This is a genomic window from Clostridium sp. FP2 (assembly GCF_011065955.2).
GTDB lineage: Bacteria > Bacillota > Clostridia > Clostridiales > Clostridiaceae > Clostridium_AD > Clostridium_AD tagluense.
In genome coordinates, this window is record NZ_JAAMNI020000001.1 from 5,111,923 (window position 1) to 5,138,131 (window position 26,209).

31 protein-coding genes are annotated in these 26,209 nt (G+C 29.9%); 25 read left to right on the top strand and 6 right to left on the bottom strand.

Features of this window, described 5'->3' with window-relative positions:
- Positions 1-111 precede the first annotated feature (111 nt).
- From corA to G9F71_RS24215, 4 genes are all read left to right on the top strand, one after another.
- Positions 112-1,065 carry a magnesium/cobalt transporter CorA gene (gene corA / locus G9F71_RS24200; RefSeq protein ID WP_164949319.1) on the top strand — a complete coding sequence of 318 codons (954 nt, stop codon included), beginning with the start codon at positions 112-114 and terminating at the stop codon, positions 1,063-1,065.
- A 145-nt stretch (positions 1,066-1,210) separates the two neighbouring features.
- Positions 1,211-1,474, top strand: a complete 264-nt coding sequence (locus G9F71_RS24205; RefSeq protein ID WP_164945905.1) for a zinc ribbon domain-containing protein — start codon at positions 1,211-1,213, stop codon at positions 1,472-1,474.
- A 25-nt stretch (positions 1,475-1,499) separates the two neighbouring features.
- A complete protein-coding gene (locus tag G9F71_RS24210; protein WP_164949318.1) occupies positions 1,500-2,060 on the top strand; it encodes an NUDIX hydrolase in 561 nt (186 codons plus the stop codon).
- Positions 2,061-2,254: 194 nt separating this feature from the next.
- Entirely contained in the window at positions 2,255-2,749 is a 495-nt protein-coding gene (locus G9F71_RS24215) for a TspO/MBR family protein (RefSeq protein WP_164949317.1), read from the top strand.
- 47 nt (positions 2,750-2,796) lie between these two features.
- On the opposite strand, the gene G9F71_RS24220 is transcribed toward G9F71_RS24215, so the two are convergent.
- From G9F71_RS24220 to G9F71_RS24240, 5 genes are all read right to left on the bottom strand, one after another.
- Positions 2,797-3,243 (bottom strand): staygreen family protein, encoded by a 447-nt coding sequence (locus tag G9F71_RS24220; protein WP_164945908.1) that lies wholly within the window; start codon positions 3,241-3,243, stop codon positions 2,797-2,799.
- 91 nt (positions 3,244-3,334) lie between these two features.
- Complete coding sequence (locus G9F71_RS24225; RefSeq protein WP_164949316.1) at positions 3,335-5,977, bottom strand: hypothetical protein; 2,643 nt, start codon at positions 5,975-5,977, stop codon at positions 3,335-3,337.
- Between the two features lie 727 nt (positions 5,978-6,704).
- Positions 6,705-8,018, bottom strand: a complete 1,314-nt coding sequence (locus G9F71_RS24230) for a hypothetical protein (RefSeq protein WP_164949315.1) — start codon at positions 8,016-8,018, stop codon at positions 6,705-6,707.
- A gap of 86 nt (positions 8,019-8,104) precedes the next feature.
- The gene (locus G9F71_RS24235) at positions 8,105-9,559 is read right to left on the bottom strand and encodes a sensor histidine kinase (protein ID WP_164949314.1); all 1,455 of its coding nucleotides are present in this window, start codon (positions 9,557-9,559) and stop codon (positions 8,105-8,107) included.
- Positions 9,543-10,244, bottom strand: a complete 702-nt coding sequence (locus tag G9F71_RS24240; RefSeq protein WP_164949313.1) for a response regulator transcription factor — start codon at positions 10,242-10,244, stop codon at positions 9,543-9,545. The genes G9F71_RS24235 and G9F71_RS24240 overlap by 17 nt, the downstream gene beginning before the upstream one ends.
- Before the next feature lie 397 nt (positions 10,245-10,641).
- Between G9F71_RS24240 and G9F71_RS24245 the strand changes: the two genes are divergently transcribed.
- The 7 genes from G9F71_RS24245 (at position 10,642) to G9F71_RS24275 (ending at position 15,635) form a co-directional block, all read left to right on the top strand.
- The gene (locus G9F71_RS24245) at positions 10,642-11,403 is read left to right on the top strand and encodes a class I SAM-dependent methyltransferase (RefSeq protein ID WP_164949312.1); all 762 of its coding nucleotides are present in this window, start codon (positions 10,642-10,644) and stop codon (positions 11,401-11,403) included.
- A 60-nt stretch (positions 11,404-11,463) separates the two neighbouring features.
- Complete coding sequence (locus tag G9F71_RS24250) at positions 11,464-12,330, top strand: nucleoside monophosphate kinase (RefSeq protein WP_164949311.1); 867 nt, start codon at positions 11,464-11,466, stop codon at positions 12,328-12,330.
- A gap of 147 nt (positions 12,331-12,477) precedes the next feature.
- A complete protein-coding gene (locus tag G9F71_RS24255) occupies positions 12,478-12,882 on the top strand; it encodes a hypothetical protein (RefSeq protein WP_164949310.1) in 405 nt (134 codons plus the stop codon).
- Between the two features lie 17 nt (positions 12,883-12,899).
- Positions 12,900-13,112 (top strand): isochorismatase family protein, encoded by a 213-nt coding sequence (locus tag G9F71_RS27795; RefSeq protein WP_224626759.1) that lies wholly within the window; start codon positions 12,900-12,902, stop codon positions 13,110-13,112.
- Positions 13,113-13,129: 17 nt separating this feature from the next.
- Entirely contained in the window at positions 13,130-14,047 is a 918-nt protein-coding gene (locus G9F71_RS24265) for a GyrI-like domain-containing protein (protein WP_224626582.1), read from the top strand.
- Positions 14,048-14,173: 126 nt separating this feature from the next.
- Positions 14,174-15,070: a serine hydrolase domain-containing protein gene (locus tag G9F71_RS24270; protein ID WP_164949308.1), complete on the top strand. Its 897-nt coding sequence runs from the start codon at positions 14,174-14,176 to the stop codon at positions 15,068-15,070.
- 82 nt (positions 15,071-15,152) lie between these two features.
- Positions 15,153-15,635 (top strand): NUDIX hydrolase, encoded by a 483-nt coding sequence (locus G9F71_RS24275; protein WP_164949307.1) that lies wholly within the window; start codon positions 15,153-15,155, stop codon positions 15,633-15,635.
- Between the two features lie 40 nt (positions 15,636-15,675).
- On the opposite strand, the gene G9F71_RS24280 is transcribed toward G9F71_RS24275, so the two are convergent.
- A complete protein-coding gene (locus tag G9F71_RS24280) occupies positions 15,676-16,089 on the bottom strand; it encodes a hypothetical protein (RefSeq protein WP_164949306.1) in 414 nt (137 codons plus the stop codon).
- 385 nt (positions 16,090-16,474) lie between these two features.
- Here G9F71_RS24280 and G9F71_RS24285 point away from each other — a divergent pair, with 385 nt between their 5' ends.
- The 14 genes from G9F71_RS24285 (at position 16,475) to G9F71_RS24350 (ending at position 26,203) form a co-directional block, all read left to right on the top strand.
- A complete protein-coding gene (locus G9F71_RS24285; protein ID WP_164949305.1) occupies positions 16,475-17,440 on the top strand; it encodes a GNAT family N-acetyltransferase in 966 nt (321 codons plus the stop codon).
- A gap of 53 nt (positions 17,441-17,493) precedes the next feature.
- Positions 17,494-17,736: a hypothetical protein gene (locus tag G9F71_RS24290; RefSeq protein ID WP_224626585.1), complete on the top strand. Its 243-nt coding sequence runs from the start codon at positions 17,494-17,496 to the stop codon at positions 17,734-17,736.
- The gene (locus tag G9F71_RS24295; protein ID WP_164949304.1) at positions 17,726-18,334 is read left to right on the top strand and encodes a GNAT family N-acetyltransferase; all 609 of its coding nucleotides are present in this window, start codon (positions 17,726-17,728) and stop codon (positions 18,332-18,334) included. Before G9F71_RS24290 ends, G9F71_RS24295 begins: the two co-directional genes overlap by 11 nt.
- 107 nt (positions 18,335-18,441) lie before the next feature.
- The gene (locus G9F71_RS24300) at positions 18,442-19,335 is read left to right on the top strand and encodes a TIM barrel protein (RefSeq protein ID WP_164949303.1); all 894 of its coding nucleotides are present in this window, start codon (positions 18,442-18,444) and stop codon (positions 19,333-19,335) included.
- A gap of 81 nt (positions 19,336-19,416) precedes the next feature.
- The gene (locus tag G9F71_RS24305) at positions 19,417-19,983 is read left to right on the top strand and encodes a GNAT family N-acetyltransferase (RefSeq protein ID WP_164949302.1); all 567 of its coding nucleotides are present in this window, start codon (positions 19,417-19,419) and stop codon (positions 19,981-19,983) included.
- A 318-nt stretch (positions 19,984-20,301) separates the two neighbouring features.
- Complete coding sequence (locus tag G9F71_RS24310) at positions 20,302-21,018, top strand: metallophosphoesterase family protein (protein WP_164949301.1); 717 nt, start codon at positions 20,302-20,304, stop codon at positions 21,016-21,018.
- 82 nt (positions 21,019-21,100) lie between these two features.
- A complete protein-coding gene (gene dcd / locus G9F71_RS24315; RefSeq protein ID WP_164949300.1) occupies positions 21,101-21,625 on the top strand; it encodes a dCTP deaminase in 525 nt (174 codons plus the stop codon).
- A 78-nt stretch (positions 21,626-21,703) separates the two neighbouring features.
- Positions 21,704-22,393, top strand: a complete 690-nt coding sequence (locus G9F71_RS24320) for an HAD family hydrolase (protein WP_164949299.1) — start codon at positions 21,704-21,706, stop codon at positions 22,391-22,393.
- Between the two features lie 116 nt (positions 22,394-22,509).
- Positions 22,510-22,968, top strand: coding sequence for an NUDIX hydrolase (locus G9F71_RS24325; RefSeq protein WP_164949298.1), 459 nt, complete (start codon positions 22,510-22,512; stop codon positions 22,966-22,968).
- Positions 22,969-23,184: 216 nt separating this feature from the next.
- The gene (locus tag G9F71_RS24330; RefSeq protein WP_202017925.1) at positions 23,185-23,640 is read left to right on the top strand and encodes a GNAT family N-acetyltransferase; all 456 of its coding nucleotides are present in this window, start codon (positions 23,185-23,187) and stop codon (positions 23,638-23,640) included.
- A gap of 56 nt (positions 23,641-23,696) precedes the next feature.
- Positions 23,697-24,224, top strand: coding sequence for an AAA family ATPase (locus tag G9F71_RS24335; protein ID WP_164949296.1), 528 nt, complete (start codon positions 23,697-23,699; stop codon positions 24,222-24,224).
- Positions 24,225-24,366: 142 nt separating this feature from the next.
- Positions 24,367-24,915 carry a GNAT family N-acetyltransferase gene (locus tag G9F71_RS24340; RefSeq protein ID WP_164949295.1) on the top strand — a complete coding sequence of 183 codons (549 nt, stop codon included), beginning with the start codon at positions 24,367-24,369 and terminating at the stop codon, positions 24,913-24,915.
- A 31-nt stretch (positions 24,916-24,946) separates the two neighbouring features.
- Entirely contained in the window at positions 24,947-25,615 is a 669-nt protein-coding gene (locus G9F71_RS24345; protein WP_164949294.1) for a zinc dependent phospholipase C family protein, read from the top strand.
- 69 nt (positions 25,616-25,684) lie between these two features.
- Positions 25,685-26,203: a cache domain-containing protein gene (locus tag G9F71_RS24350; RefSeq protein ID WP_164949293.1), complete on the top strand. Its 519-nt coding sequence runs from the start codon at positions 25,685-25,687 to the stop codon at positions 26,201-26,203.
- Positions 26,204-26,209 lie beyond the last annotated feature (6 nt).

Here is a 26,209-nt window from a genome sequence, read left to right on the forward strand (position 1 = left end):
TTATAATGGAATTATTATAGTTTGACACTTGTGAGTAAGCCTTCTTTTACTATTAAATAGTGTAATTACATTTTTATTTGACAAAAATGTCCAAAGAAAGGATGAATTTATTTGATTCGTGTTATAGCCATTACAAAAAATTTAAAGCTAATTTATGATTTGCCTTTAGATGAGTTATCAAAAGATAACATAATGTGGTATTGGATGGATTTTAATGATCCTAGCCAAGAAGAAATCTCCTTATTAGACACCTATTTTCATTTTCATCAATTGTCCATAGAGGATTGTGTGTTTTCATTAAATAGCCCTAAACTAGATTATTATGATGATTATAATTTTTTTGTACTTAATGCTTTAGATAAAGATACTTTAGATCCAGTGGAAGTCTCTCTTTTTGTAAGCACTAGGTACATCGTATCTTATCACAGTACTCAACTAAAGGAATTAGATGAAGCGTGGCAGCGGGCAAAAATAAATGAAAAAAATTGGGATAAAGGCCCCTCTTATATTGTCCATCAAGTGTTAGATAAAATAGTTGATTACTTCTTTCCAGCTATTAATAAAATTGAAGATAGGTTAAATGAAATTGAAATTAATAGTTTAAAAAAGCCCATTCACAGCTTAATGGATGAAGTGTTTGAAATAAGGAGTGATTTATTAAAGCTCCGAAGAATTGTAAATTCTATGCGTGACTTGTTATATAGGATATTAAACTCTGAGAGGCTTTATGGATTTCATGAACATAAATTATACTTTTCTGATATTCACGATCATTTAGTTAAACTTTCAGATATGATAGCTTCTAATAGGGAAATGACTTCTGACATGCGTGACAATTATTTATCCATAAATTCAACTCGTATGAATAAAAATATGATGGTTTTGACTGTTATGACAAGTATATTTATACCACTAACCTTTATAGCAGGAGTTTATGGTATGAATTTTCAAAATATGCCTGAACTTACTTGGAAGTATGGTTATTTTGTAGTTGTGTTGATTATGGCTATTATTGCTATAGAGATGTTTTTATGGTTTAAGCGTAAAGGGTGGTTTGATATATAGCTTATTTTTAATAAATCATAAGGGGAATAAGCAATTGATACAAGGAAAAAATATAAATTTGCCTATATTTATATATCCAAGTTACATATTATATGTCTGAAATGTGGTTAAAAGCTTAATATATATTAGAAACGGGGTGTGCATTATGAAAAATAAAGAAATCAATTGTCAAAGTTGTGGAATGCCTTTGAATAAAGATGAAAAATATATTGGAACTGAAGCTAACGGAAGTTTAAGTGAAATGTATTGCCGTCATTGCTATGAAAATGGTGAATTCACTTCACCTGATATTACTGTGATTGAAATGAAAGAAATGGTAACTAATAAAATAATAGAAATGAAGCTCCCTAAATTTGTGGCAAAATTCTTAACAAGAAATACTCATAAACTAAAAAGGTGGAAAAAATAATATAAAGAAGAAAGTGAGATTAACTATGAATTGGATTAATTCAATAAGAAACTATACTCCTTATAATGAACAAGAGAAAAAAGATAAAGAGCTAATTGAGTATTGTATAAATAAATTTGATGATATTTTAACTCGGGATAATCGCATTGCTCACATAACAAGCTCTGGCTTTGTAGTAAATAAAACAAAAGATAAAGTGTTAATGGTACACCACAATATATATAATTCCTGGTCATGGACAGGTGGCCATGCAGATGGAGAAGATGATTTACTGGCTGTTGCAATTAAAGAAGCAAGTGAGGAAACTGGAGTGAAGAATATTTTCCCTGTGACCTCCCAGATATTATCATTAGACCTATTGCCCGTGCTTGGTCATGTAAAAAATGGCAACTACGTATCCGCACATTTACATTTGTCTCTTGCTTATTTAATCCAGGCTGATGAAGACGAACCACTTATTGTAAAAGCAGATGAAAATAGTGCTGTGAAATGGATTCCAATAGATGAGGTTAATTTATATAGTGATGAACCTCATATGCAAAAGGTGTATGAAAAATTAATATGTAAAATTAAAGCGTTGCTTTAATTCATATAAAAATATAATTTAAAGCAACACTTTTCATATGGATAGCTTTCGAAAGGCAAAAGAGTGTCACCACCCACCTAAAATTCTTATAGGTATAATATAACTTCAAAATAAATATATTATAAAATATATAGTTAAAATATTTTACTTTAACTAGAGTTTTTATAATAAAAAAATAGAAAAGGAGATAAGCTATGTTTAGTATTTTTAAGGTAAACGGCGAAAAAAACATTATTGCTCTTATTATTAGCGTTCTACTAGCAGAAGGCGTAGGTTTTTTAAGTGGTTTTTTGAGCATGACCGCCTCTAAGGATTATAAAAATTTCAATAAACCCTCCTTTTCACCCCCTGGATGGGTTTTTCCTGTAGTATGGACTATTCTATTCTTTTTAATGGCTGTAGCTGCTTATAGAATTTGGATGAAAGGTAAATCCGGGGAGGATGTAACAAAAGCATTAGTTTTATATGTTGTCCAGTTATTTTTAAACTTTCTTTGGTCTATTATATTTTTCAGATTTAGGCTCTATGCAATAGCTTTTTTAGAATTGCTTCTATTATTAGTATTCATTCTTTTAACTACTTTTGAGTTTTATAGAATAGATAAACCTTCTGCCTATCTTATGGTTCCCTATATAGTTTGGGTATCCTTTGCTGGGGTTTTAAATTATGCTATATGGATGCTAAATTAAATAATCACCTGCACTTGTTCTATATTAAGGGCTTGTGAAGGATATCTTTACTCATAATCTGACAGAGTTCCCCAAAGCTCCTGGCGATTAAACCTAGGATAAGCAGAATTAAATTTCACATAAATAGGTGCTTTGTATAAAAAAGTATTAGCTTTTAAAAGCTCCCTATCTCCATAAACAATTGCTTCTAATGCCAAAGGGAGCTCTTTCACAAATACATCATTACGGATAGCGGACATTACTGCGTTCTTTTCTTTGTCTACCATAACATTAACCATCAGGGCATAGTCATCATTAGCCCTACTCCATTCTCCTAGCACTTCATCTCTCATATTAGTGATTTTATCATAATCATATTTTGCTGCAATTGTGAGAAATAGTTCTCCTGTAGTATCTGAATGGGTAAGGGTATATTTTCTGGGTATAATTGGCTGTGTTTCACTTGTCATAGCGCCAAATTTAACTTGTAGTTTTTCAGGATTTAATTTTTTCAAGGCTTTCCCTCCATAATATAAATACATTATTTATATTATGAAGTTAAGTGTTCTTATGTTCTTTTTTATGCAATAAAAGTTAAAATTTTCTTCACTCTACCATATTATCATCCGCCATAAAATCTATATCAACATTCTTTTCCCTAAGCTTACCAATATAAACCACTGCACTCCTAAAAGTCTTCTTGTCCTTTGGATTTTCTAGTCTCACTGAAAAATTCACAGGCTTATTATAGAATTTACAATACTGCATATTACTCAATTGTTTTTTAAAACTGCTCAGAGGTAACACCTCGTGGGTCACATTATGCTCTCTACAGTATTTTACAAACCTATCATAAAAGGATGTATAATTAAGGCGCAGCACAAAATCCCCGTCTAAATCTAGCACTGCATCATAGTCAATATTCCTTAAAAGTTCATTATTAGCTGCCATACGATTCATAGTTTCGAAATTTTGTTCTATAACTGTTTTATTACTTGAACCACCATCTAATAAATCCTCATAGGCTCCCTTTTCTATTGATGAAATAATATCCTTAATAGAATAGTCTGTACACTCCTCCATATTTAAAGCTAAGTCGTCAAATACTTTTTTAAGTAAAACTATACCAAGAATACAATTGCTTATAGAATTTCTAACCCTATCATTTTTAATATTATCGCCAATCACTTTTTCAAAAGTTGCACTATGAATTTCCTTAATTTTTTTCTCTTCCATTTTTAAGCCCTCCTTCAAAAGACTCGCTCCAAGTTTATTTAGTAAAATTGAGTTTTCCTTTAATTTTTCTAGACTTTCCTTAGTTTCCTGGTCAAAATAAGAAGTTGCAAATATAACTCTAAGGCTCCTTCCCACATTAGCCGTTTCCTCTATTCCTACCTCCCCAGACAAAATCACTGAAGCCCTAGGAATAAAGCATCTATTTTTATCTAAGGTGGCTACCCCTTTTATCCCCTTATAATTATCATAAGAATTTCTCATAACCCCTGATATTAAATCAACCTTGTACTTACCTATTATGTGAGGCTTGTATTCCTCTAAAATAAGAGGTATAAAATTGCTACTTCCGGCAGTTTTGTTTAATGCAAAATCTGTACACTGTGCCGCATTTAATATGCCATCCTCCATACACAATATAGGAGTGATAATATACTTTACAGCACTACTTTTACCACTACTGCTCTCGCCTTCTATTAAAAGATGATTATATTGAATTTTATTGCTTTTAAGCTTTTCTTTCAAAAACAAACCACATACATACCCTAATATAGATGCCGTATTTTTTAATATACTAAATTTAAATAGGTATGGCGCAATTAATAAAAGCTCTTCTCTAGTTATAGCCTCATTATCTAAAATATTAGTATTAAGCTCTGCATATTGATTTTGCATAACTATATCCAGGGTAGACTTTCCCTCAGAATCTAAAGCTCCCCCCTCTGATACAAAGCACCACTTATTATTAAACCTATGGAACCCACTAAAGGTAACCCCCTTCCTTATATCACAGGTTTTATTCGAAATAATAAATCTTATATATTGAAGGTCCTCTATCCTTCCTATATAAAAAGTCTTAAAGCTGTTTATTGCTTTTCTAAAAGATATTACATCATCAAAATCAGAGCTCTTAAATATCCTCTCCCCTATAACCCCGTCCTCCGTAACAATATCTCCTGTAATTTGAGTATCCCCTTCATTTTCAATATAATATTTAGGATTAATAATAAAATTAGAAATATTAATTTTCTGATCCTTATGATATTTATAGTAACAAAACTCGTCTTCAAAAATATTTCCTACAATTTTACTTCGAGGCCTGCATTCCTCTATAAATGTTTCCTCTGCACCCTTAACCAAAGTAATTAATTTCTCCATAGTGCCTCCATTTTCTATCCAATCTACAATATCTTCCTTAAGTTTCAAATCTGGAAGCTCTATTATTTTAATAGACTTAGCCTTGTTCTTTACTACATTTAAAACTTCCTTTGCATAAGCTCGTCCACTTTCATCATTATCAGGCAAAATAACTATATTAGCACCCACTAAAGAAGAAACATAATCCCCACTATACGCTGAAAATCCCCTAGCTCCAAAGGCAGTGGTAGTACCTACTAGGCCCAGCTTTGAAATCTTATCCGCACACTTCTCTCCCTCTACAAAGAAAATATTCTCATCCTTTTCAATGCCCTTTAAAACCTCTGGTAATTTATAAATAACATGTCTTGCACTCTTTATTCCAAAGCTCCAGCTACTATTATCCTTAGTATAAGCCATAAAATCCTTCTTTCTTTTGCCGTTATCCATCCACTCCCTTCTACAAATCTTATATAATGTATTTCCCTGTTCATCCTCATAATAGTAGTTAGCTACAATATCCTTATGAAAATTTTTAAAATTATCATCTTCTACAAAAGTTTCTTTATGCTTTGTTGCAATTTTAATATTATATTTTTCACTTAAAAATTTTACTCCATTATAAAAACCCTCTATACCCTCTTTATACTGAGCAGCTTTAAAAATATCCCCTTTAGCTCCACAACTAAAACATATCCAAAATCTTCCACTGCTTCCTGGCACTATTGCTGCACTTGGATCTTCATCCTTATGGCTATGGGCGCTTTTATTAAAACATGTGAATTTTCTATTTTTACTTTTACTACTATGCTCTATTATGTAATCTCTTAAATGATCCTGTATTTCACTTATACAACCTTTTGTAATTTTATTCATCAATTTTGTTACCCCCTAATTACTTTTGTACGGCTTATTTCTAAGCATTATTTTACTTAACTCATCTTCAAAATTCATTATACTTTATTACTTTTGTACGGCTTATCTAAGCATTATCTCTAGGATAAATCATCTGAAAACAACCAATTACTTGTTACAATTACACTTTCAGTGAATATATATGCCGCTCCGCTAAATTTTGAAGGAAAAATTAAAAATAATTACAAATTTATTTTTATTACAGTAAATATGTACTATGTAATCCTATAAATCCATTGATATATAAGGCTTTGTCATGAATCCACTTATTACATTACAAATTTTTCATAAGGGTATACATCTTATTAAAGTTTCTTAAATTTTAAATCTCACTTATGTTTGCGCTTTTTATACTTATATTAATAATATATTTTTGTTTTTTTGTAATATATATTTATGACTATGTTCTACTGTAGATGTTTTAAGGGTTTATGTGGATTACAATACGAGGTAATAAATTGAAATAAACTGTTATGAGTTTTCTTAACCTGTTTTAACTCCGTTAATAATGTAATTTAATGGTAGTTACAGATGGGGTAAAAGTAATTTTCATTAAAAAAAACCCACGTAAAAATCGTTGCTGCATAGCAGTCACCGAAGTTCAAGAGGGTTATAATATGAGTCCATTAATAAACTTTTACTTTCTATTTATATAAATTACCTAACTCATACTTAATTGTATAATTTATACTTATTTATCCAAACTAACAATATAAGTATTTATTTGACTATTACCTGTGCGATAATCTCCATAAGTGAAGGATAAAGCAGCGCTTGTACCATCCCAACAAATATTTGAAATTGCTAGAACTATAGGTATCTTCGTTTTTACAACCTTACCGTTTTTGTCTATATAATGGTATGTACGATATTCAATTTTTGCATCTTTATCTTTTAAACTAGAAGCCTTAACTATTTCTTTTATAACACCTGTCTTAGTATCTATAATTTTAATAGTTGTTTCATGGTTAGGGGGAGTATTGATAGCATTAGCATATTCTACATAAGCAACTTTACTTCCATCAGGTGATAGTACGTAGGTATTATTAAGTCTACCTTTAGGTAATTTTATATCTTGCAACTCTTTACCAGTCTCATCCATAATAATAGCTCCAAAAGTTCTATTTACAAATACTCCATCAGGTGATTGTTCACCATTATTATCAAAATGCTCAATTATAATTGTTTTGCCTTTTTTATCTGCGCTGCGAGAGTATTTATTTGAAAAAATAGCTTTTATTTCTTTAGTTTTAACATCTACAGTACATAATTTAACTCCTTCTTTTCCATTTTTGTCTTGAGTATAATAGAATTTACCTTCTACAGTGGTTCCTAAATCTTTAATATCATCAACACCAGATATCGACGCACTATCAAATTCATCAGCATTGTAGCTACCCTGGGTGTATACTTTTCCAGCTGTATCAATGATTTTCCATTTGTCAGAATAGTTTGCTAAAATTTTATTGTTACTAACCCATATAAATTGTGCATCACTATTAAGTTTTTGTGTACTTACATTAGTAATTTCGCCTGTAGATAAATTTAATAATTTTACGTTTTTATGAAGAAGCTCTCCTGAATCAAGAGCCTTTTGCCACTCACTTTCGACTTTAGGAATGATTCTTTCCTCTGCATAAAGAACATACTTTTTATCTGGAGACACACCCATAAATTTATCTATATTTACATTTTTAAAGTCTTTAGAACTTTTTGTGTTTAAATTATAGATACTGCAGTATTTTATAGCTTCAGTAGAATATGGGATTTTAAACTCTCCCTTTTTAGTTAATGTTAAAACCTCATTATCATTAATCCAAGCAACACTTTCAATTTTTTGATATTTGTGGATTTGATAGCCCTTTTCATTTGTTTGAGCAGATGGTTTGTATGCCATTACCTTTATGTTTTGTGTATCTGAAGTATTATAGTTTATTCCATATGTAATTATGCCACCTACAACTGCTACCGTTAAAATCAGGGATAAAATCTTTTTTCTAACCATTGAATTTTCCTCCTTTTTTCTTTCTAATCTCATAGTATCAAAAAATTTTCACAAAATTATAAACAAATGTCACAACTTTGCAAACTCTATATTGAAAATTCAATAGAAAAAATAGTACCTTCATTTAACTTAGAATCTACATTTATAGTGCCCTGTTGCTTTTCAACCAACTTTTTCACCAAGGCTAGTCCTAGCCCAGCTCCCCCTGTTTCACGACTTCTATGACTTTCAACTCTATAAAATGGTTCAAAAATTTTAGGCAAATCTTCTTTACAAATACCTATTCCTGTATCAGCAACTATTATAGTTATTTTATTACCATTTTTATGACATTCAATATCTATACTTCCACTAGGCCTATTGTATTTTATAGCATTATCAATCAAATTAATAATAACATGTCTCAAACTTTCTTCATCTATTGTAACAATAATATCTTCAATATTAGATTTGAAGGTTAAATCGTTTTTCTTTATTTTCCCCATGATTCGCGCACATATTTCATCAATTATTTCCTTTAAATTCACTTCTTTTTTCCGTATTTCAAAATCGTATTTTTCTAAAGCAGATAAATTTAAAACCTTATCTACCATAGTTGCCAAACGATCACATTCTTTTGATATATTTGTGGTTCCATCATTTATTAAACACAAGTCATTTTCATACATTCCAATTAATTCTGCATATGCTTTTATAATAGTAATGGGAGTCTTAAACTCATGAGTTACATTTCCTATAAACTCCTTTTGCTCCTTGTCCATTTTTTTTAATTTATCTATTGCGTTGTTCAAAGAATCTCTCTCAACTTTAAGCTCTTCAATATTTTTTTCTATAGTATTACTCATGAATACTATACCTTTGCTTAGCTCCCCTAATTCATCATTACGATTGGCTAGTTGTATTTTATGAAAATTACCTCTTTGAATATTCTCTACTGAATCTTTCATTATGTATATATCTCTTGTGAGGTTAAAAAAGTAAATAATTCCAAGAATTACACCAAATATCAATGCTGCAAAACCTGTTCCATAAAACATTTTTTTTATATTATCATAAAATAAAGCACTTTCTTTAACTGAATATTCAAGTTCTAAAATTGCTACTATGCCATTTTTATATTTAATTGGTGAATAAAAATATATTACGCCATTATTCTTTGCAAATGATACTTTACCTTGCATAGCATACTCAATCATAATATCTTTTTCTTTATTCTCATTTAACTTACCATCTACCTTAAATCCAGAAAGAAGCTCTCCTTTAGTATCATATACACTGGCAGGTATAGTTCTAAGCCAGGGCTTGTTAAATATGCTTCCACGAGCAAGCTCTGCCTTATCCCTAGTTCCATTATTACCTAAGCTTGAGCGCTCACTAAAATATTGCTCAAACATATCTTTTTGCTTAAACAGAATCGCTTCGTCTTCCTTATCTTGGTAACTTTTTATTCCATTAAGTACAAAAACACTTAAAAATAATATAACAACTAATAAGAGTGAGCCTGTAAACGCTATAAGTTTGAATTTAATTCCTATTTTCAAATAAGTCTTCAACCCCTTTATATCCTACACCATGAACAGTTTGTATTAAATTTTCATAATTTCCTCCTAACTTTTTCCTTATTCTTTGGACATGTGTATCAACCGTTCGTGTGCCACCAATATACTCCATATCCCATACTATATCCAGAAGCCGTCCCCTGGAATAGACTACATTTGGATTTAATAGTAGCAAATATAATAAATCAAATTCCATTTGTGTAAAATCTATTTTTACGTTTTTTATACTTACGCTTCTTTGTTTTTTATTAATATTAAAATCTTTAATATTAATAAAATAATCATTGCTCTTCTCATCTGTAGTCTTTTTAAACCTTCTTGCTAGAGACTTTACCCTTGCAAGAACTTCTCTTAGATCAAAAGGTTTTGTTAAATAATCATCTGCTCCTAGTTCTAGTCCTACTATTTTATCTATAATATCATTTTTTGCTGTAAGCATAATAATACCAATATTTTCATTTTCTAGTTTTTTGCAAACATCATAACCATTTATTACAGGAAGCATTAAATCCAGAATTATTATATGTGGATTAAAGCTTTTTACTTTATCAAGGGCCTCTTGTCCATTATGAGCTTTTTCTATTGAATAACCCTCTCTTTTTAATGCACAAGTTAATACATCCAAAATGCTTTCTTCATCATCTACTACTAGTATTTTCTCATTCAAATGTTACACCCCCACATTTTACAGTAGATAGTTAATTACTAAACTACCTATTTTAAATTTACCGACGAATTGTATTATATTTTTCTCTTTGATAAAAACATTATATCAAACATTGTAACTTTTATACAAATATGAAAAGAACAAAATGTTAAAGTCTGCCTTGACTTATGGCACTTTTTATATAGCGCTGTGTAAATTTATGGTTTATAATGTATATATAGGTTATTATTTAATTGCCAATAAAACACATTCCTTTGCCAGGAGGAGGCATTTTATATGATTACAATAAGTAAATCAACAAATAATGATTAAGAGTTTATAGGCTAAGATTTATTATTTAAGTAGTTGCTTGAGTGCAAACCGTTATGTGAAATTAAATTACATGGAGGTATTAAATATGAATTTGGAACAATTAAACCCCAAGAAAAGATTTAGTAGTAGGACTCAGAATTATGCCAAATACAGACCAGATTATCCTAATGAAATAATATATTATCTACAGGAATTTATTGGACTTAATAAAACCTCAGTCATTGCTGATATAGGATCAGGTACAGGAATTTGCACTAAACCATTTTTAGATAATGGAAATACGGTCTATGCTGTAGAACCAAACGGAGATATGAGACAGGTAGCAGAACATTTACTTAAATCCTATGATAACTTTCACTCTATTGATGGTTCTTCTGAGAATACTAAGTTAAAATCTAAATCCATTGATATTATTACTGCAGCACAGGCCTTTCACTGGTTCGATCCAAAGCCAACAAAAGAAGAGTTTTCAAGAATACTTAAACCTAATGGTGTAGTTGTTTTATTATGGAATATTAGAAATGCAAAGTCAGATGGATTTATGCAGGATTATCTGAAACTTATAGAAAAATATGGAGAAAGCTATACTAATGAGTCAACTAATGACTTTATTCCAAAGTTTTTTGATAATAGAACCGTACATAAAAAAGTCTTTCCTAATCCTCAATTAGCTGATTTCGATAGATTAAAAGGAGAACTAGCATCATTTTCCTACATTCCAACTGAAAGTAATCCTAATTTTCAACCTATGATATCAGAGTTACAAGATTTATTTAAAAAGTATAATAATTATGGAAATGTGGTTTTAGAATATGAAACTCATCTTTATTACGGCAAAGTTAAATAAGAAAGCCTTAAGCATGGGTAGGCGAGAGGATTTAAACATTAATATTTTGGAGGTTTTGAAATGAGTAATAATTCAATATTAGATGGTAATATAAAAATTATTGTTCAAAGAGTAGTAGCAGAAGGTTGCGGTGCAATTTTACTTACAGGCCCCTCAAGTTGTGGTAAAGGTGAAATAGCTAAGGAACTAAGCAGTTTTTTATCAATACCAAAGGAAAGACATCTCTCAATGGGTGATATTTTACGTAGGACTATAAAAAAAGCACGTGAAGATGAAATCTTTAGAAATAGACTCGCTACTGCATACAACATTAGTGATAGAATATCAGTATTTGATGAATCCGAAAATAGAGTAGAAAATATATCCAAAGCTATAAACCATAAAAAAGAACTAATGTCCTTCTATGAGGGTAAAGAAACAATAAGTCAATTAGATTGGTTAGAGTTTTGTGTCATAGGGGGCCTATTAGTTCCTGATGAATGGACGGTAAATATTATAAATGCTACATTTGAAAATTCAAAAGAGTTTCAGAAGGAAATATTTATTTTAGATGGATATCCACGGACAATTAAAGCATCAGAAGAGCTATTAAACACTTTCGTTAAGTTTAATATCCCAATTATAAAAGTAATACATTTATCCATATCCAAGGATGAAATGATTAAAAGGGCCTTAGGTAGAAAAAGATATGATGATAAAAAGGATAGTTTAGATAGAAGATACCAGTTTTATGTAGACAATGTACAACCAAGTATCGATTATTTGAAAATACGTTTAGGTTCATCCAAAGTTACCTTGATTGATGCACATCAACCAGTTTATAACGAGCTGAATATCATAGATATAGGGAAATCTATAAACCAAGTTACTCTAAATGTTTTACAATCATTAGGATTACCTAGTTATCTATTAGATATGAAGAACTAAAAACAGCGCCTTGGCTGAAAAATATCATTAAATCAATATAAAAATATAATCTCTGCAATGGTAAAATTAAGTATTAGCAATATTACATTAAACCTACTGAAGGTGATTTAGATACACTAAGTTTTGAAACTAAGGAGAGGAATGTAAGTGAAGAGGAAATCTGCTTTGATTGTAACATTTATAATTATCACATTTAGTTTTTTAGCCTATTTTTATTTAAGTAATAGTTATAAAAAAATTGATATATTTACTGCTAAAGGCTTTAATAAAGAAACAAATACACCAATTATATCTATTACCGATAAATGGGCTTTGATAGAAATCTCAACTATTTTTAAAACATCTTTTAAATTGAGCGGGAACCTTAATGTGGTCGAGCCTAAATACGTTCTAGAATTAAATAAGCTTAACAATCACACAGAAATCATGTATTTATGGATAGATAAATCCTCAACTGAAGGCATGTATATGTATAAAAGTAAAACTGAAACAGGCTATTCAATCTCAGAAAAGAATACTCTAAAGTTGAAGAAATTACTAGCAAAAGAGTAACTATTAGTAGTAATTATATTTATTCCAAAAATAAAGGTGATGCTTTCTCTAATCCTAAATCGGATAATTTTTTAAAACAAAACTCCATTGATGAAATTTTTATAGTTGACTTAAATGCTTCCGCCTGTGTATTAAAAACATCTATAGGTGCGAAAAATATAGGATATAGGAATCTATATTCTATATCCACATACCCTACATATTTGTACCTAAAATGCAGGGTAGTTTAACATTACCTTTGTTACAATTGAATACGAAAGGAGGATGCAAAATGGAGTGGATTGAGAGAATGACAGCAACAGTGGATTATATTGAAAATAACCTAACTTATGACATTATGTATGATGAAGTAGCAAAAATTGCTTGCTGCTCAATGCATCAATTCGGACGTGTTTTTTCCTACGTTGTAGGTATATCTCTATCTGAGTATGTTCGTCGTAGGCGATTAACCCTTTCAGCATTAGATTTACAAAATAGCACTGCAAAAGTAATTGATGTTGCTCTGAAGTATGGATATAATTCACCTGATGCATTTACTCGTGCTTTTTTCGGAATGCATGGTGTAACTCCTAAAGTAGCGCGCACTTTGGGAGTAAAACTTAAAGCCTATCCACGCATCACTTTTCATATTTCAATTAAAGGAGATGTAGAGATGGAATATCGTATTGAAGAAAAACAAGACATAAATATAGTTGGAATGGTTAAGCATATCAATAGGCAATCAGCAAACACTTTGGAAAATGACTGGAAAGAGGCTTCGGGTGAGGTTTGGAGTACATGGAAAGAATTTTTAGAGGGTGGCACAGATGAAAAAATCGGGGCTGTTCATAATCTTTATCGCGCACCTATGTGGCAAATGGGTTTCACAAAAACACTGGAGAATGGAGAAACTTTACTTGCAATCGGTGCAGAGGCGGATACAAATATTTTAACCGATTTGCAGACCTATACTATTCCAGCGAATAAATGGGCAGTATTTACTGTAACAGGTAGCTTTAGCGGTAAGGCCCACCCAATTGATGCAATGTGGACAAGAATAACAACTGAGTGGTTTGGAACATGTGGATATAAACGGGCAGCTGATTATGAAATTGAGGTTTACCCTCCAGGAGACACAAGTTCTGATGATTATACTTGTGAAATATGGATTCCCATTACTAAATGATAATATTCTTTAGCTTTTAAACTTAATTTTTTCTATAAAAAATAAATAACTACTTAAAATACCGCATTATTCTAGAATGAATTTTGTGGTATTTCTTGTAAAAAAATAAAGAATTGAGGATAAATTATGATTGGAAAATTTTTAGAAAATTCAAAGCACTTATATATACATGGTATTGTGGTGCTTCAAAATGGAGAAAAAATTGCAGAGCATCATTGGACTGAGAATATAAGAAGAAATCAACATTCAGTTACTAAAAGTTTCACATCAACAGCTGTAGGTATTGCAATTGATGAAGGCCTCTTAACCTTAGATGATAAAGTAATTGATTTTTTTCCTTCTAACCTCCCCATAAATTCATCAAAACTACAAGTAAAGTATTTAAACAAATTAACTATTAAAGATCTTTTAATGATGGCCGCAGGATATGAAGAAGGAAAATTAATGGAAGATAGAAAAACTTTACATGACCCCGACTGGGTTAAATTTTCTTTATCAGCACCTCTTATTTCAGCAGCAAAAGAGAAATTTAGGTACACTAATTGTACAGCCTACTTAGCCGGTGTTATTGTTGAAAAAGTGACAGGATGTTCTTTAATTGACTACCTTATGCCAAGACTATTTGAACCATTGGGAATACAACGACCCGGCTATGAATTGTGTCCCTTAGAACATGTATTTGGATCCAGTGGTCTCATGTTAACAGTAAATGAACTTAGTAAATTCGGACAATTATATTTACAAAAGGGTGTCTACAATGGGAATCAGTTAATTTCTAAGGAATGGGTGGAACAAGCTACGAAAAAACAAATAGATACATACAAAAGTTTTTTAGATGGTAGCATGGGCTATGGATATTTCTTTTGGAGGGGTTGTAACAATTCTTACCGTGCAAGCGGCAGGTTAGGGCAGGACTGTATTGTTTTAGAAGATAAAAATGCTGTCATCGCTATAAACGCAAACGAGGAAAATTCACAAGAAATTAGAGATTGTATCTGGGATACTATTTATCCTATGTTGTGATATTTATTAAACACTTAGGCACTGAAATTTGCTTTGCTACATAAGAGTTAAAAATAAATGATTAAATAAAGAGACTTTAAATATGGATATTTCATTTAAAACTGATGAGGGAAGATTTAATTATAGAGTAGCAGGCATTATAATTCACGATAATAAATTATTGATTATGAAAGATGAGCATTCACCCTACTATTATATTCCTGGCGGCCGAGTTGCCATGAATGAATTAAGTGAAGATGCAATTATTAGAGAAATAAGAGAAGAATTAAATACTGCAGTTAAAGTCAATCGCATGCTGTGGGTCAATGAAAATTTCTTCCACGAAGAAATTCTTGATGAGAACTTTCACGAAATATGTTTTTATTACTTGTTAGATATAACCGATGATAAATTAACAAATAAAGGAAATAAGTTTATTCTTAAAGACACTGACAAGCATAATCATTCTTTTTACTGGGAAGATATAGACAAGATTAATGATTTAAATATATATCCACTATTTATAAAAAATAATATTTTACAATTACCAAAAGAAATAGATCATCTATTAGAAATGAAAATTTAATTTGTAATAAAGGGATAATATGAAGCATACTATCCAAATATTATGTAGTAAAATGTACTATTGTATAATCATTAACTTTACCTTTATTATCAAACATAATATAAAGCCCACTAACCTCTTCTGGCATTAGCCCTTTTTTAGTAAAGTAGAATATATTATTAGGGCCAGATGGGTTAATTGGGTTTTTATTGAGACTTTCTAGAATCATGCCGCCTTCAAACTTTTCCTCTGGTTTACCTAACAATTGTATTACTTTCTCTTTTGTCATTTTCTCCAAATCATATTTTTTCAACATATTCTCTACTATTAAATATCTTTTACCTGGCTCTTTAATCCACTTCTCCTTTGTAAATAAACTCTTATCTTTAAACTGATTTAATTTAACAATGCCAATAGCTCCTAGAAATACAATCAACAAAAATATTAGCATAAAAGTTAATCTTTTCTTCCACATTTTAATTCCTCCTTATATCATAATTTACAATTATAGTTTGCTTATATACTATATACAGCATATGTTTAAGTACTAATATTTAACTCATACACACCTTATAAATTCATATTTTTACTTATTATAACATTATCTGATGAATTTTTGTACAGCATTACTACCTATGTCTAATCTAGACTTTGGAAATATTGTATATATATGCCAAGGTATAATTATACCCTTTTTAAAGAATAACTGTTAATATAAAGTTTGTTATGCTAAAATATAGTAAATATTTTTTATTTAGGGGGTATAAAGAATAACTATAATTATTCTTTACCTTTATTTTCAATAGTATTATTTGTAAAATGGTAAAGTAAAACAAATATATATTAGTGAGGTAATAATAATGATTTATGAATGTAAAGTAAGTAACATGCAAAAAAAAGATATTAACAAAGCTATAAAGATATGGACTGATCAGTATAAAACCTATTGTGGTAATAACAATAATTTTCCTACTTATTGGGGAAATAATATAAATGAACTTGAAAGTTTTTTAAACAATAAAGTTGCAAACAATAATGCTATAGTCGCGAAATTAGATAAGGAAATAGTAGGTTTTTTGGCTTACGATGAATTTCCTTTTAATGGCGAAGATTCAGTGTTTTGTCCTGCAATAGGACATTGCGCTACGGAGGATTATAAGGAAATCGCTTATCTTTCATTATATAAGAACATTTCACAGCAGTGGATTAACAAAGGAATTTTAAATCATATGTGGACCATCTTTTATAATGATACAGAATTAAAAAATATTTTGTTTGATTTGGGGTACGGTTCCTACCTGATAGATGCCTTCAGCGGTTTAAATATTAAACCAGACAGCCAGTGTCTATTTGAAATCAAAAGAGCTTCTTATGAAGATACAAACACTTTATATGAGCTTGTAGAAGAATCAAAAGAGTATTATCAGTCTGCACCCTTATTCTTAAAAAGGGACAGAATATTAAAAGAAGAAATCTCTGAAATCATCTCAAAAAATAATGTGTTTATTGCCTGGGATAAAGAATTGGCAGTTGGGTTTATTAACTTAAGTATATCAAAAAATAACAATCCAATAGATATGACTGCTTACAACTGTGGGTTAATTAATGAGATGGGCGCCTACATAAAATTAGAGTATAGAGGTAAAAAAATTGGGACGCAATTGTTAAAAAGTATAAGTGAATATTGCAATGCAAACAATATATCCTGCATTCATGTGGATTTTGAAACTGCAAATTTATATGCTAATAAATTTTGGAGAAAGTATTTTAATCCTATGTTATTATCCATGCGAAGAAGTATTAATAAGAATATCAATGACAAATGATATGAAAGTGGGAACTACTTTTATTTAGATATGATGGGAGAATGATGTGAAATATGTATATTGGGTGCAATTGGTCAAAAGCTTTAAAATCTCTTATTGAAAAAGATGCTGTTAAAATAGATTATATTAAGTCCGGCGCATGGGGAACTTTTAATGAAGAGTTTTCAACCATGCGTTCTATGAAGCCACTTTTACTACATGGTCTAGGATATTTTGAACACACGGGAATGAAAAATATAGAAATGATAGATTTTAAACGTGAAAATAAAAAAGGAGTGGTACTAAATGACAAATAGTAATGTTACGCAAGAAATGAAAATCAACAAGTCTTGTTTTGATATATTCCCAGAATTGGAATCTGAAAGATTGATATATAGGGAGGTAACTTCAGAGGATGTAGATGATATATTTAAAATTTATAGTGATCCGCAGGTCGCTAAATATGATTGGTATAAACCAATTTCAACTAAAGATGATGCACTTTTTATAATAAATCGGTATAAGCGGGAATTTCAAGATAAAGAAGAGATTACGTGGGGGGTGGCAAAGAAGAGTGATAATAAAATCATTGGATACTGCTGCTTAGGAGATTTTGATGATGATTCAATAAGAAGTGAGATTGGGTATGGCTTTAATCGTGATGAATGGAATAAAGGATATGCAACTGAAGCTATAAAGGTTATAGTTAAATTTGGATTTGAGAGTATGAGTTTTAATAGGATAGAGGCTACTGTAACCCTTGGTAATGATGCTTCTGTAAAAGCTTTAAAGAAAGCTAACTTTCTTCAAGAGGGCATTGTTAGAGAACGAACCATTATGAAGGGCGAGTTTGTAGATGATGTTATATTAGCTATAATAAAAAGAGATTATTCGTTATGTAAAAATAAGCTGTAATTATTCCGTTATTTATTGTACTCTTTAGTGGAATTGGTAATTACAATTTTATTTAGACAATATATCGATTAAAATACATACCAGCTAGTTTATACAAGGAGGCTAATATGAAAAGATTTATGATCGGACAATTCGATAGATTCGATATCAATAGACAGAATAGAGATTTTAGAGATTATTTTTTTGGAATTGAAGTTAATCAAATGGAGTCACTCGATGAATTACAAATATTAAAAGATAATATTAGGGATAGAAATTTAAAGATAGGAATTCATTTTCCACTGTTAAAAAATCAATGGAGAGCAAGAGACCCTCAATATCTTTCTAAAGATAATAGGACTTACGAAGAATCAATAAACTACATGGAGAGCGAATTTGAAAGAGCAGAACAATTAAATCCAGATTATATTTTGCTTCATTATCCAAAGCCAGTTATTTTAGATGGTAATGTTGATTGGTCATCTTGGAGATTTTGTGATGATACTGAATATTATTATGAATCAGATATATCTTACAATTACTTCGAAGAGAGAAGTAGAAATTTTTTTAAGATACTATCCCAGCAAGGCAAAAAATATAATTTCACCCCAATTTTAGAATTGGATGGATTGAATAAATATATATATGAAACAAATTTACTTGAGGATTTATTAGATGAATACTCAAATATAAAATTATGTCTTGATTTTGGTAGAATACATTTGCAAAATTGCATTGATGATAATTTTAGAGGACAAGATATAGTTAGAAAGTTTGGAAGGTTTACTCATCTAGTACATTTATGGAATGTGAAAGTTGATATAAATGTTACAAATTCTCATTATCCTGCACTTAAATCTCTGAAGGTAGCCGATGGATGGGGAGATATGGAATCATACTTTAAAATTTTGAATGATGTTAATGATAATTATAAGGTTTTATTTGAGCATAAGTCCCATTTAATAAGCGATGAAGAGCTGGAAGAATGTTATCAGTGGATTGGAGCGCTTGTGAATAAGTAGTCTGTATGTTTTATGATAAAAAATTACAGGTGCCAATGTTATATGTAATTTCCATTTTTATATTTAAGAGGAGTGTTTTTAATGAATTATCTAAGAAAGCTAATTGGACAGAAATGTTATTTATCGCCAGTAGATGCTAGTGAAACAGAAAAAGTTGCTAAATGGAGTAATGATATTGAAGTAGCTATTAGAACAGGTGATATATCAGATATGATTACATATCAGTCACAAAGAGTCTATCTTGAAACCATGACTAATAGTCACGGTTATGCATTTTATATTATAAGGGAAGATGATGATGAAGTTATTGGAATCGCAAGACTAATGAGAGTAAATTTTATAAATAGAAATGCCGTTATGGGTATGTTTATTGGTGATGGAAATGACAGAAGCAAAGGTATAGGATCGGAAGCTACGAACTTATTACTAGACTTTGGCTTTAATGCTCTTAATCTAAAGAATATAATGATTGAAACTTATTCTTTCAATGAACCAGCAATAAAAGCATGTAAAAAGTGTGGTTTTAAGGAAATTGGTAGACGAAGGAAATCAATTATATACGGAAATAATGAGTATGATGAAGTTTTTATGGATATACTTAGCGACGAATTTCAAAACTCTATAATTAATAAAGTATTGAATAAATAATATAACTTCCATAATATACTTTACCAAAAATACAAAATGACAAAAAAGAAAGCCAAGTAGAATGAGCATAATCTTTAGTACGTAACACTCTTTTATGCTGTCACAAGCAAACCCCATATCAATCATCATGTGGGGTTTACTATATTCACATTGAGTGTTTTTTGCTATTTAACTATACCTAAAATTTAAGATAATATCAGGTGAAAAAAAATAATTTTCATTTGTTTTTTATATCCAATTTACGGTAATAATAGTATAATTAAATAAATATTACCCCAAGAATTGTCAGGAATATCGCAGTGATCGAGGAGTGAAAAAATGAAAATAGGGTTAATAGCTGATATACACGGAAACTTCCCAGCATTAAAGGTTATTTTGGATAAGTTTGAAAGCGAAGAGTGCGATTCTATTTACTGTTTAGGGGATACTATAGCAATTGGTCCATCTTCTAAAGAATGTATAGATTTATTATTAACTTTGCCTAATATAAATTTTATTATGGGCAATCATGAAGAATATTTTGTAAAAGGAGTTTCAAATATAACATCTGAATCTATGAGCGAAGGTGAAAAGCAACATCAGATTTGGACTGCTAACTCATTAAATGATGAAATAAGAGAACGGCTCAGTAAGTTTCCATATTTAATACAAGAAAATATAAGAGGTACTAATGTTGCATTTATGCATTATGCTTTAAATACTAGAGAAGATACTAAAACATTTAAGCCTATAGAAAAAAATGTAACAAAAGAGACTATGAATACTTTATTTAAAGAGGTAGCTTCCGACCTTATATTCTTTGGCCATGAACATAATGCAAGTAATATAATAGGTGAAAAACATTATATTAATGTTGGTTCCAGTGGATGTACTAAGGATGATATTACTCATTGTACTATAGTAAAATTTAAAGATAAAAGTTATGATATTAAGGTACATAGTATGAAATATGATAAAGAAGACGTTCTTAGAGAATTATATAAAAGACAAGTTCCTGAGAAAGAGTCTATATCAAAATATTTTTTTAATGTGTAAATCCACAAAATGTTAGTCAACACCTAGTGCGATAAAAAACAGAATCTTCACAAAAATAATAATAGTGATAGGAGATATTTATATGATATTGTCAGGTAAAGAAATTAAAAAAAAGTTAGGAAATGAAATTATTATTGAACCATTTTTAGATAAACAACTTAACCCTAATAGTTATAATTTGAGGCTGCACAACGCGCTACTTGTTTATGAAGACACTGTTTTGGATATGAAGAAAGATAACAAAACAAAAAAATTGATTATACCACCAGAGGGATTGCTTCTTGAAACTGGAAAGTTGTACCTAGGTAGAACTGTTGAATATACAAAGACAGATAAGTATGTACCTATGTTAGAAGGTCGGTCCTCAATTGGAAGGCTTGGATTATTCATTCATATTACAGCTGGATTTGGAGATGTAGGATTTAGTGGCTATTGGACATTAGAAATATTTTGTGTTCAACCTATAAGAATATATCCAAATGTAGAGATATGCCAAATATATTACCATAATATCGAAGGGGAATATGATAAGTATTCAAGTGGAAAATATCAGAATAATACGGATATTCAGCCAAGCTTATTATTTAAGGATTTCCAAGAAAGGTAAAGTATAACTGGTAGGCCATTAAGAAAAACTGAATAAATGCAGTTATTATTAAACCATAAATAAAGTGAGGATTTTAATATGATGAATGATATAAAAGTTGTATTTTTTGACTTGTTCTATACACTGGTAACTCCAAAGTATAATGATTTAAGAAATGAAAATGATGTTTTAGGAATAACAAAAACTCAATGGGAATCATATGCAGAAGATAATGAATTATATTTAAAAAGAGCAACTGGAAAGGAAAAAAGTCCTCAAAAAATAATTGAAAGTATTGTTGATAAAATAAGAATAACTGTTAATGAGTGTGAGAAAAAAGAAATTTTAAAATTAAGAGAAGAGAGATTCAAAAAATCATTAATTGATGTGGATTTTACAATTCTTGACGTTCTTTTAGATATAAAGAAAAGTGGAAAGAAAATATGTTTACTTAGTAATGCAGATATAATTGATGTGATGCATTGGGATAAGTCTCCTCTAAATAATTTATTCGATGACACAATATTCTCATATGAAGTAGGATATTTAAAACCTCAAACCGAAATATACGAAATTGCATTAAAGAAAATGAATGTTAATCCAAAAAAATGCATTTTTATTGGGGATGGTGGTTCTGATGAATTGAAAGGTGCAAAAGAATTAGGTATAAAGACTATACTAACCGGATACCTATTAAAAAGAGACCAAAAACAACATAATATAATAAAGAAATTTGCAGATTATTATATCGAAGATTTTAAAGAAATTAAAAATATATTATTTCAATAAAACATTAAAAATATCCGATAAAGTGTGCCGTGATAACACATAATATTGAGCAAAAATCGGTAAAATATTGTGTAATCAAGAAATTGAAATATTGATGTAGAAGGTAGGAGTATATAATGGCTGAATTATGTGATATTTATGATATTAATGGTATTAAAACTGGAGATATTTTTGAGAGAGGCGAACCTTTGAAAAACGGACAATACTATCTAGCCGCCAATATTTGGATTATTAATGATAATTTAGAAATATTAATTCAGAAAAGGTCTAAGCTAAAAAGTACTTCTCCAAATATTTGGGCAACCCATGGTGGATGTGTAAGTTCAGGTGAAACTAGTCTAAATGCTTGTATAAGAGAGGCTTATGAAGAGATTGGGATTGTAATTCAAACTAAAGATATAAAACCCTTAACCAGAGTTACAAGTGAAAATTTAATCATGGATAACTATATAGTTGTACAAGACTTTAGTATCTCATCAGCAGTATTGCAGCAAGAAGAAGTTAGCGACATAAAATGGGTGTCACTAATCGAATTAGAAGATATGGTTAAAAATAAGGAGTTTTTTAAATATTAGAATTTATCTTGTGTAATTAACTTTATCAATAATCAAAAATCCATTAGGAGAGTATAAACCTTTTTTGTTAATGCACATTTGTTAGGTTTTATAGACTTTATAATAAACTTAAGTCTGAGGAAGAGAAAATTTAAAGGCTAGATGTAAAAAGAAGATTAATAGTGATGCTTCATATATTGAGGGGGGGTGGGAGCAGTGCCTTACACATTTGTTCCTATGAATAAAGAATATTCACATGAAATTTCATATAACTGGAAGTATAGTGGAATTTATTCATTCTATGATATGACAGCTGATGAAGAGGATTTAAATGATTTTCTTAATGAAGAGAATTGGGACGGTCATTATTTTGCAGTGCTAAATGAAGAAAATGAATTAATTGGATTTTATTCATTCTACTTTGAAAGTGAGATTATGTATCTGGGATTTGGCCTTAAGCCGGAGTTAGCAGGAATAGGACTTGGACGTGAATTTGTGATTTCAGGTATGAATTTTGCAGTTCAAAAAACAAATTATAGAAATAAATATGTCCTGCTGGCCGTGGCAGCCTTTAACAAAAGAGCAATAAAATTATATGAGAATATTGGATTTCAGCCTATAGAAAAATATATACAAAAAACAAATGGAGGAGAATTTGAATTTATTAAAATGAAATTCAAGGTAATATATTAACATGATATACACGGTCATAACTTGTACCTACCCTAAAGTAGGAGGTTCATTAAAGAATGGAAGATAAATTACAACCCGCGCTACATAATAAAATATATATCATAGGCTCAGTGGCAAGCGGAAAAACTACACTGGCAAAAAAATTATCAAATCTATTTGATATTGCTTGGCATGAATTGGATAATGTAGTTCACATAAGATTGCCAAGTGGTGATGTAAGGCGGTTCCCAGCTGAAAGAGATTTTGAATTCAACAAGATTATTAGCTGTGATAAATGGATTATTGAAGGTGTTTTCCGCGATTGTTTTAATGAAGGATTTGATAAATCAGATACTATAATATTGCTGAATACACCCCCTTATAAAAGGAAATGTCGCATTGCAAAGCGTTGGCTCCGTCAAATGTTAAAACTTGAAAAATCTAATTATGTGCCAACTTTTAAGATGCTTCTGCGCATGTATAAATGGAGTAATGGATTTGAAAAATCAAAAGATGATATTTTAAAAATACTTGAACCTTATAAGAATAAGGTAATTATATTGAGTGATAATACAGATATATCACAAAAGTTTATTTTTAAGTAAATAGATATTCTTCGCTTATTGTTAATCAGGTTAAAAGAGCTTATGCTCTTTTTTTATATGTTAATATTCCAATTTATGAATTATAATGTAATTATAGGATAAAACAAAAGTAATTCAAATTTAGTGAATAAGGAGTAATATAATGAAAATTTTAGAAACAGAAAGATTAATACTTAGGAAGTTTTCTTGTGATGACTGGAAAGATCTATATGAATACCTTTCTCAGGAAACCGTAATTAAATATGAACCCTATGAAGTTTATACCAAAGATGCATGTAAAAAAGAGGCGATATATCGTTCACAGCAAGATGCTTTTTGGGCTGTTTGCTTAAAAGAGAATAATAAATTAATAGGCAATATATATTTTCAGGAGCAAGAGCCTGAAGAATTTCTTACATGGGAAATCGGTTATGTTTTTAACCCTATATATTATGGACAAGGTTATGCTACAGAAGCTTGTAGAGAAATTTTAGATTATGGATTTCAGCAATTAAATGCACGCAGAATAGTTGCTATGTGTAATCCAGAAAACGTAGCATCATGGAAGTTGTTAGAACGGTTAAATATGCGAAGAGAAGGACACTTACGAAAAAATATATTTTTCAAGTGTGACGAAAAGAGAGAACCTATTTGGAATGACACATATGAGTATGCAGTATTAGCCGATGAATTAACTAAATCCATACATTAATTAAATATAATTTGGAAATGGGGTGTATTAAATGGCAACTTGGATTACACATCTAAGAATAGCAGAAGAAATTCTAAAAAAAGGATATTATTTTGAAACAAAACCTTTCATGGTAGGAAATATTGCTCCTGACGCTGGCGTACCTAATGAAGATTATAGTGTCTTCAATCCAGCAAAAAAAATTACACATTGGGAGGGAGAAAACAAAGAAATTAATGCTCAAAGTTTTTGGGACACCTATTTAAATAATAATGGAACGAGAGAAAATAATGAGTTGTTCTCTTTTAAAATAGGCTATTTTGTGCATTTATTGACTGATATTGAATGGTCAAAACTATTCGTTCAGAAGCAGAATGAGATTTTATACAAAGAAGGATTAGAAAAGGATGCAAGTTTTATTTGGACTATAAAAAAGGATTGGTACGGGCTTGATTATATATATTTGCAAAAACATCCACAATGTATATTTTATACATTATTTAAAAATATAAATAGTGTTCCAGATTATCTGGATTATTTTCCACACAGTGCCTTTGAGAAAAAAGTAAAATACATTACTGAATTTTATTTGGGAGAAAATAATGAAACTAAAGACAAATTTATTTATTTAACAGAGGAAGAAATGGACAACTTTATTTATAGTGCCACAAATGTAATAGATGATTTACTTAGCGATTTGTTAATTAAGAAAACGTTCTAGTAAAGGTCTTTTAGTTTCAATGTTTTGTAAAATATAGACCATAAAAATAGAACTAAAGGAGGTATTGATTTGAAGGGATTAAAATTTATAATAAGCATATTATTAGTTTTTTCATTTTCAGGCTGCGGCGTAAATGTTAACCCCCATGCATCAAATAACACCACGGATAATGCTGCTAATGTAGATACTACTAATATAAATAAGACATCAATAAATATTGAAAATGTAAAGAAAGAATTAGAAGTCCTAGAGAAGGATTTAGGGGATGATAATAAAAAAGAGGTAATTTTAAAACACCTAAATAAATTCAAAGAAAAATCCGAACTCAAGACAACTTTTATATATTTCGGTAATGAGAGCGGAAATTTTTATACGACTCCAATAGTAGAGTTGCCAGGTGACTATGACCCTAGATCAAGGGACTGGTACACAAATGCAAAAGAGAATGGAGAGTATGTTTCTGATATTTATATAGACGCTTCTAACAATAATAAAATATTAACTGTAAGTAAAGGAATTTATAAAAACAAAAAATTAATTGGCGTAATTGCTATTGATTTAGTTGTAGAAAATAATGAAAATAAGTAGACATTG

Bases quoted from the DNA above. Each gene is read 5' to 3' on its own strand.
- G9F71_RS24205 (WP_164945905.1), top strand. From the start codon at position 1,211: ATGAAAAATAAAGAAATCAATTGTCAAAGTTGTGGAATGCCTTTGAAT.
- G9F71_RS24210 (WP_164949318.1), top strand. From the start codon at position 1,500: ATGAATTGGATTAATTCAATAAGAAACTATACTCCTTATAATGAACAA.
- G9F71_RS24215 (WP_164949317.1), top strand. From the start codon at position 2,255: ATGTTTAGTATTTTTAAGGTAAACGGCGAAAAAAACATTATTGCTCTT.
- G9F71_RS24230 (WP_164949315.1), bottom strand. From the start codon at position 8,018: ATGGTTAGAAAAAAGATTTTATCCCTGATTTTAACGGTAGCAGTTGTA.
- G9F71_RS24245 (WP_164949312.1), top strand. From the start codon at position 10,642: ATGAATTTGGAACAATTAAACCCCAAGAAAAGATTTAGTAGTAGGACT.
- G9F71_RS24250 (WP_164949311.1), top strand. From the start codon at position 11,464: ATGAGTAATAATTCAATATTAGATGGTAATATAAAAATTATTGTTCAA.
- G9F71_RS24270 (WP_164949308.1), top strand. From the start codon at position 14,174: ATGATTGGAAAATTTTTAGAAAATTCAAAGCACTTATATATACATGGT.
- G9F71_RS24275 (WP_164949307.1), top strand. From the start codon at position 15,153: ATGGATATTTCATTTAAAACTGATGAGGGAAGATTTAATTATAGAGTA.
- G9F71_RS24280 (WP_164949306.1), bottom strand. From the start codon at position 16,089: ATGTGGAAGAAAAGATTAACTTTTATGCTAATATTTTTGTTGATTGTA.
- G9F71_RS24285 (WP_164949305.1), top strand. From the start codon at position 16,475: ATGATTTATGAATGTAAAGTAAGTAACATGCAAAAAAAAGATATTAAC.
- G9F71_RS24290 (WP_224626585.1), top strand. From the start codon at position 17,494: ATGTATATTGGGTGCAATTGGTCAAAAGCTTTAAAATCTCTTATTGAA.
- G9F71_RS24295 (WP_164949304.1), top strand. From the start codon at position 17,726: ATGACAAATAGTAATGTTACGCAAGAAATGAAAATCAACAAGTCTTGT.
- G9F71_RS24300 (WP_164949303.1), top strand. From the start codon at position 18,442: ATGAAAAGATTTATGATCGGACAATTCGATAGATTCGATATCAATAGA.
- G9F71_RS24305 (WP_164949302.1), top strand. From the start codon at position 19,417: ATGAATTATCTAAGAAAGCTAATTGGACAGAAATGTTATTTATCGCCA.
- G9F71_RS24310 (WP_164949301.1), top strand. From the start codon at position 20,302: ATGAAAATAGGGTTAATAGCTGATATACACGGAAACTTCCCAGCATTA.
- dcd (WP_164949300.1), top strand. From the start codon at position 21,101: ATGATATTGTCAGGTAAAGAAATTAAAAAAAAGTTAGGAAATGAAATT.
- G9F71_RS24320 (WP_164949299.1), top strand. From the start codon at position 21,704: ATGATGAATGATATAAAAGTTGTATTTTTTGACTTGTTCTATACACTG.
- G9F71_RS24325 (WP_164949298.1), top strand. From the start codon at position 22,510: ATGGCTGAATTATGTGATATTTATGATATTAATGGTATTAAAACTGGA.
- G9F71_RS24330 (WP_202017925.1), top strand. From the start codon at position 23,185: ATGAATAAAGAATATTCACATGAAATTTCATATAACTGGAAGTATAGT.
- G9F71_RS24335 (WP_164949296.1), top strand. From the start codon at position 23,697: ATGGAAGATAAATTACAACCCGCGCTACATAATAAAATATATATCATA.
- G9F71_RS24340 (WP_164949295.1), top strand. From the start codon at position 24,367: ATGAAAATTTTAGAAACAGAAAGATTAATACTTAGGAAGTTTTCTTGT.
- G9F71_RS24345 (WP_164949294.1), top strand. From the start codon at position 24,947: ATGGCAACTTGGATTACACATCTAAGAATAGCAGAAGAAATTCTAAAA.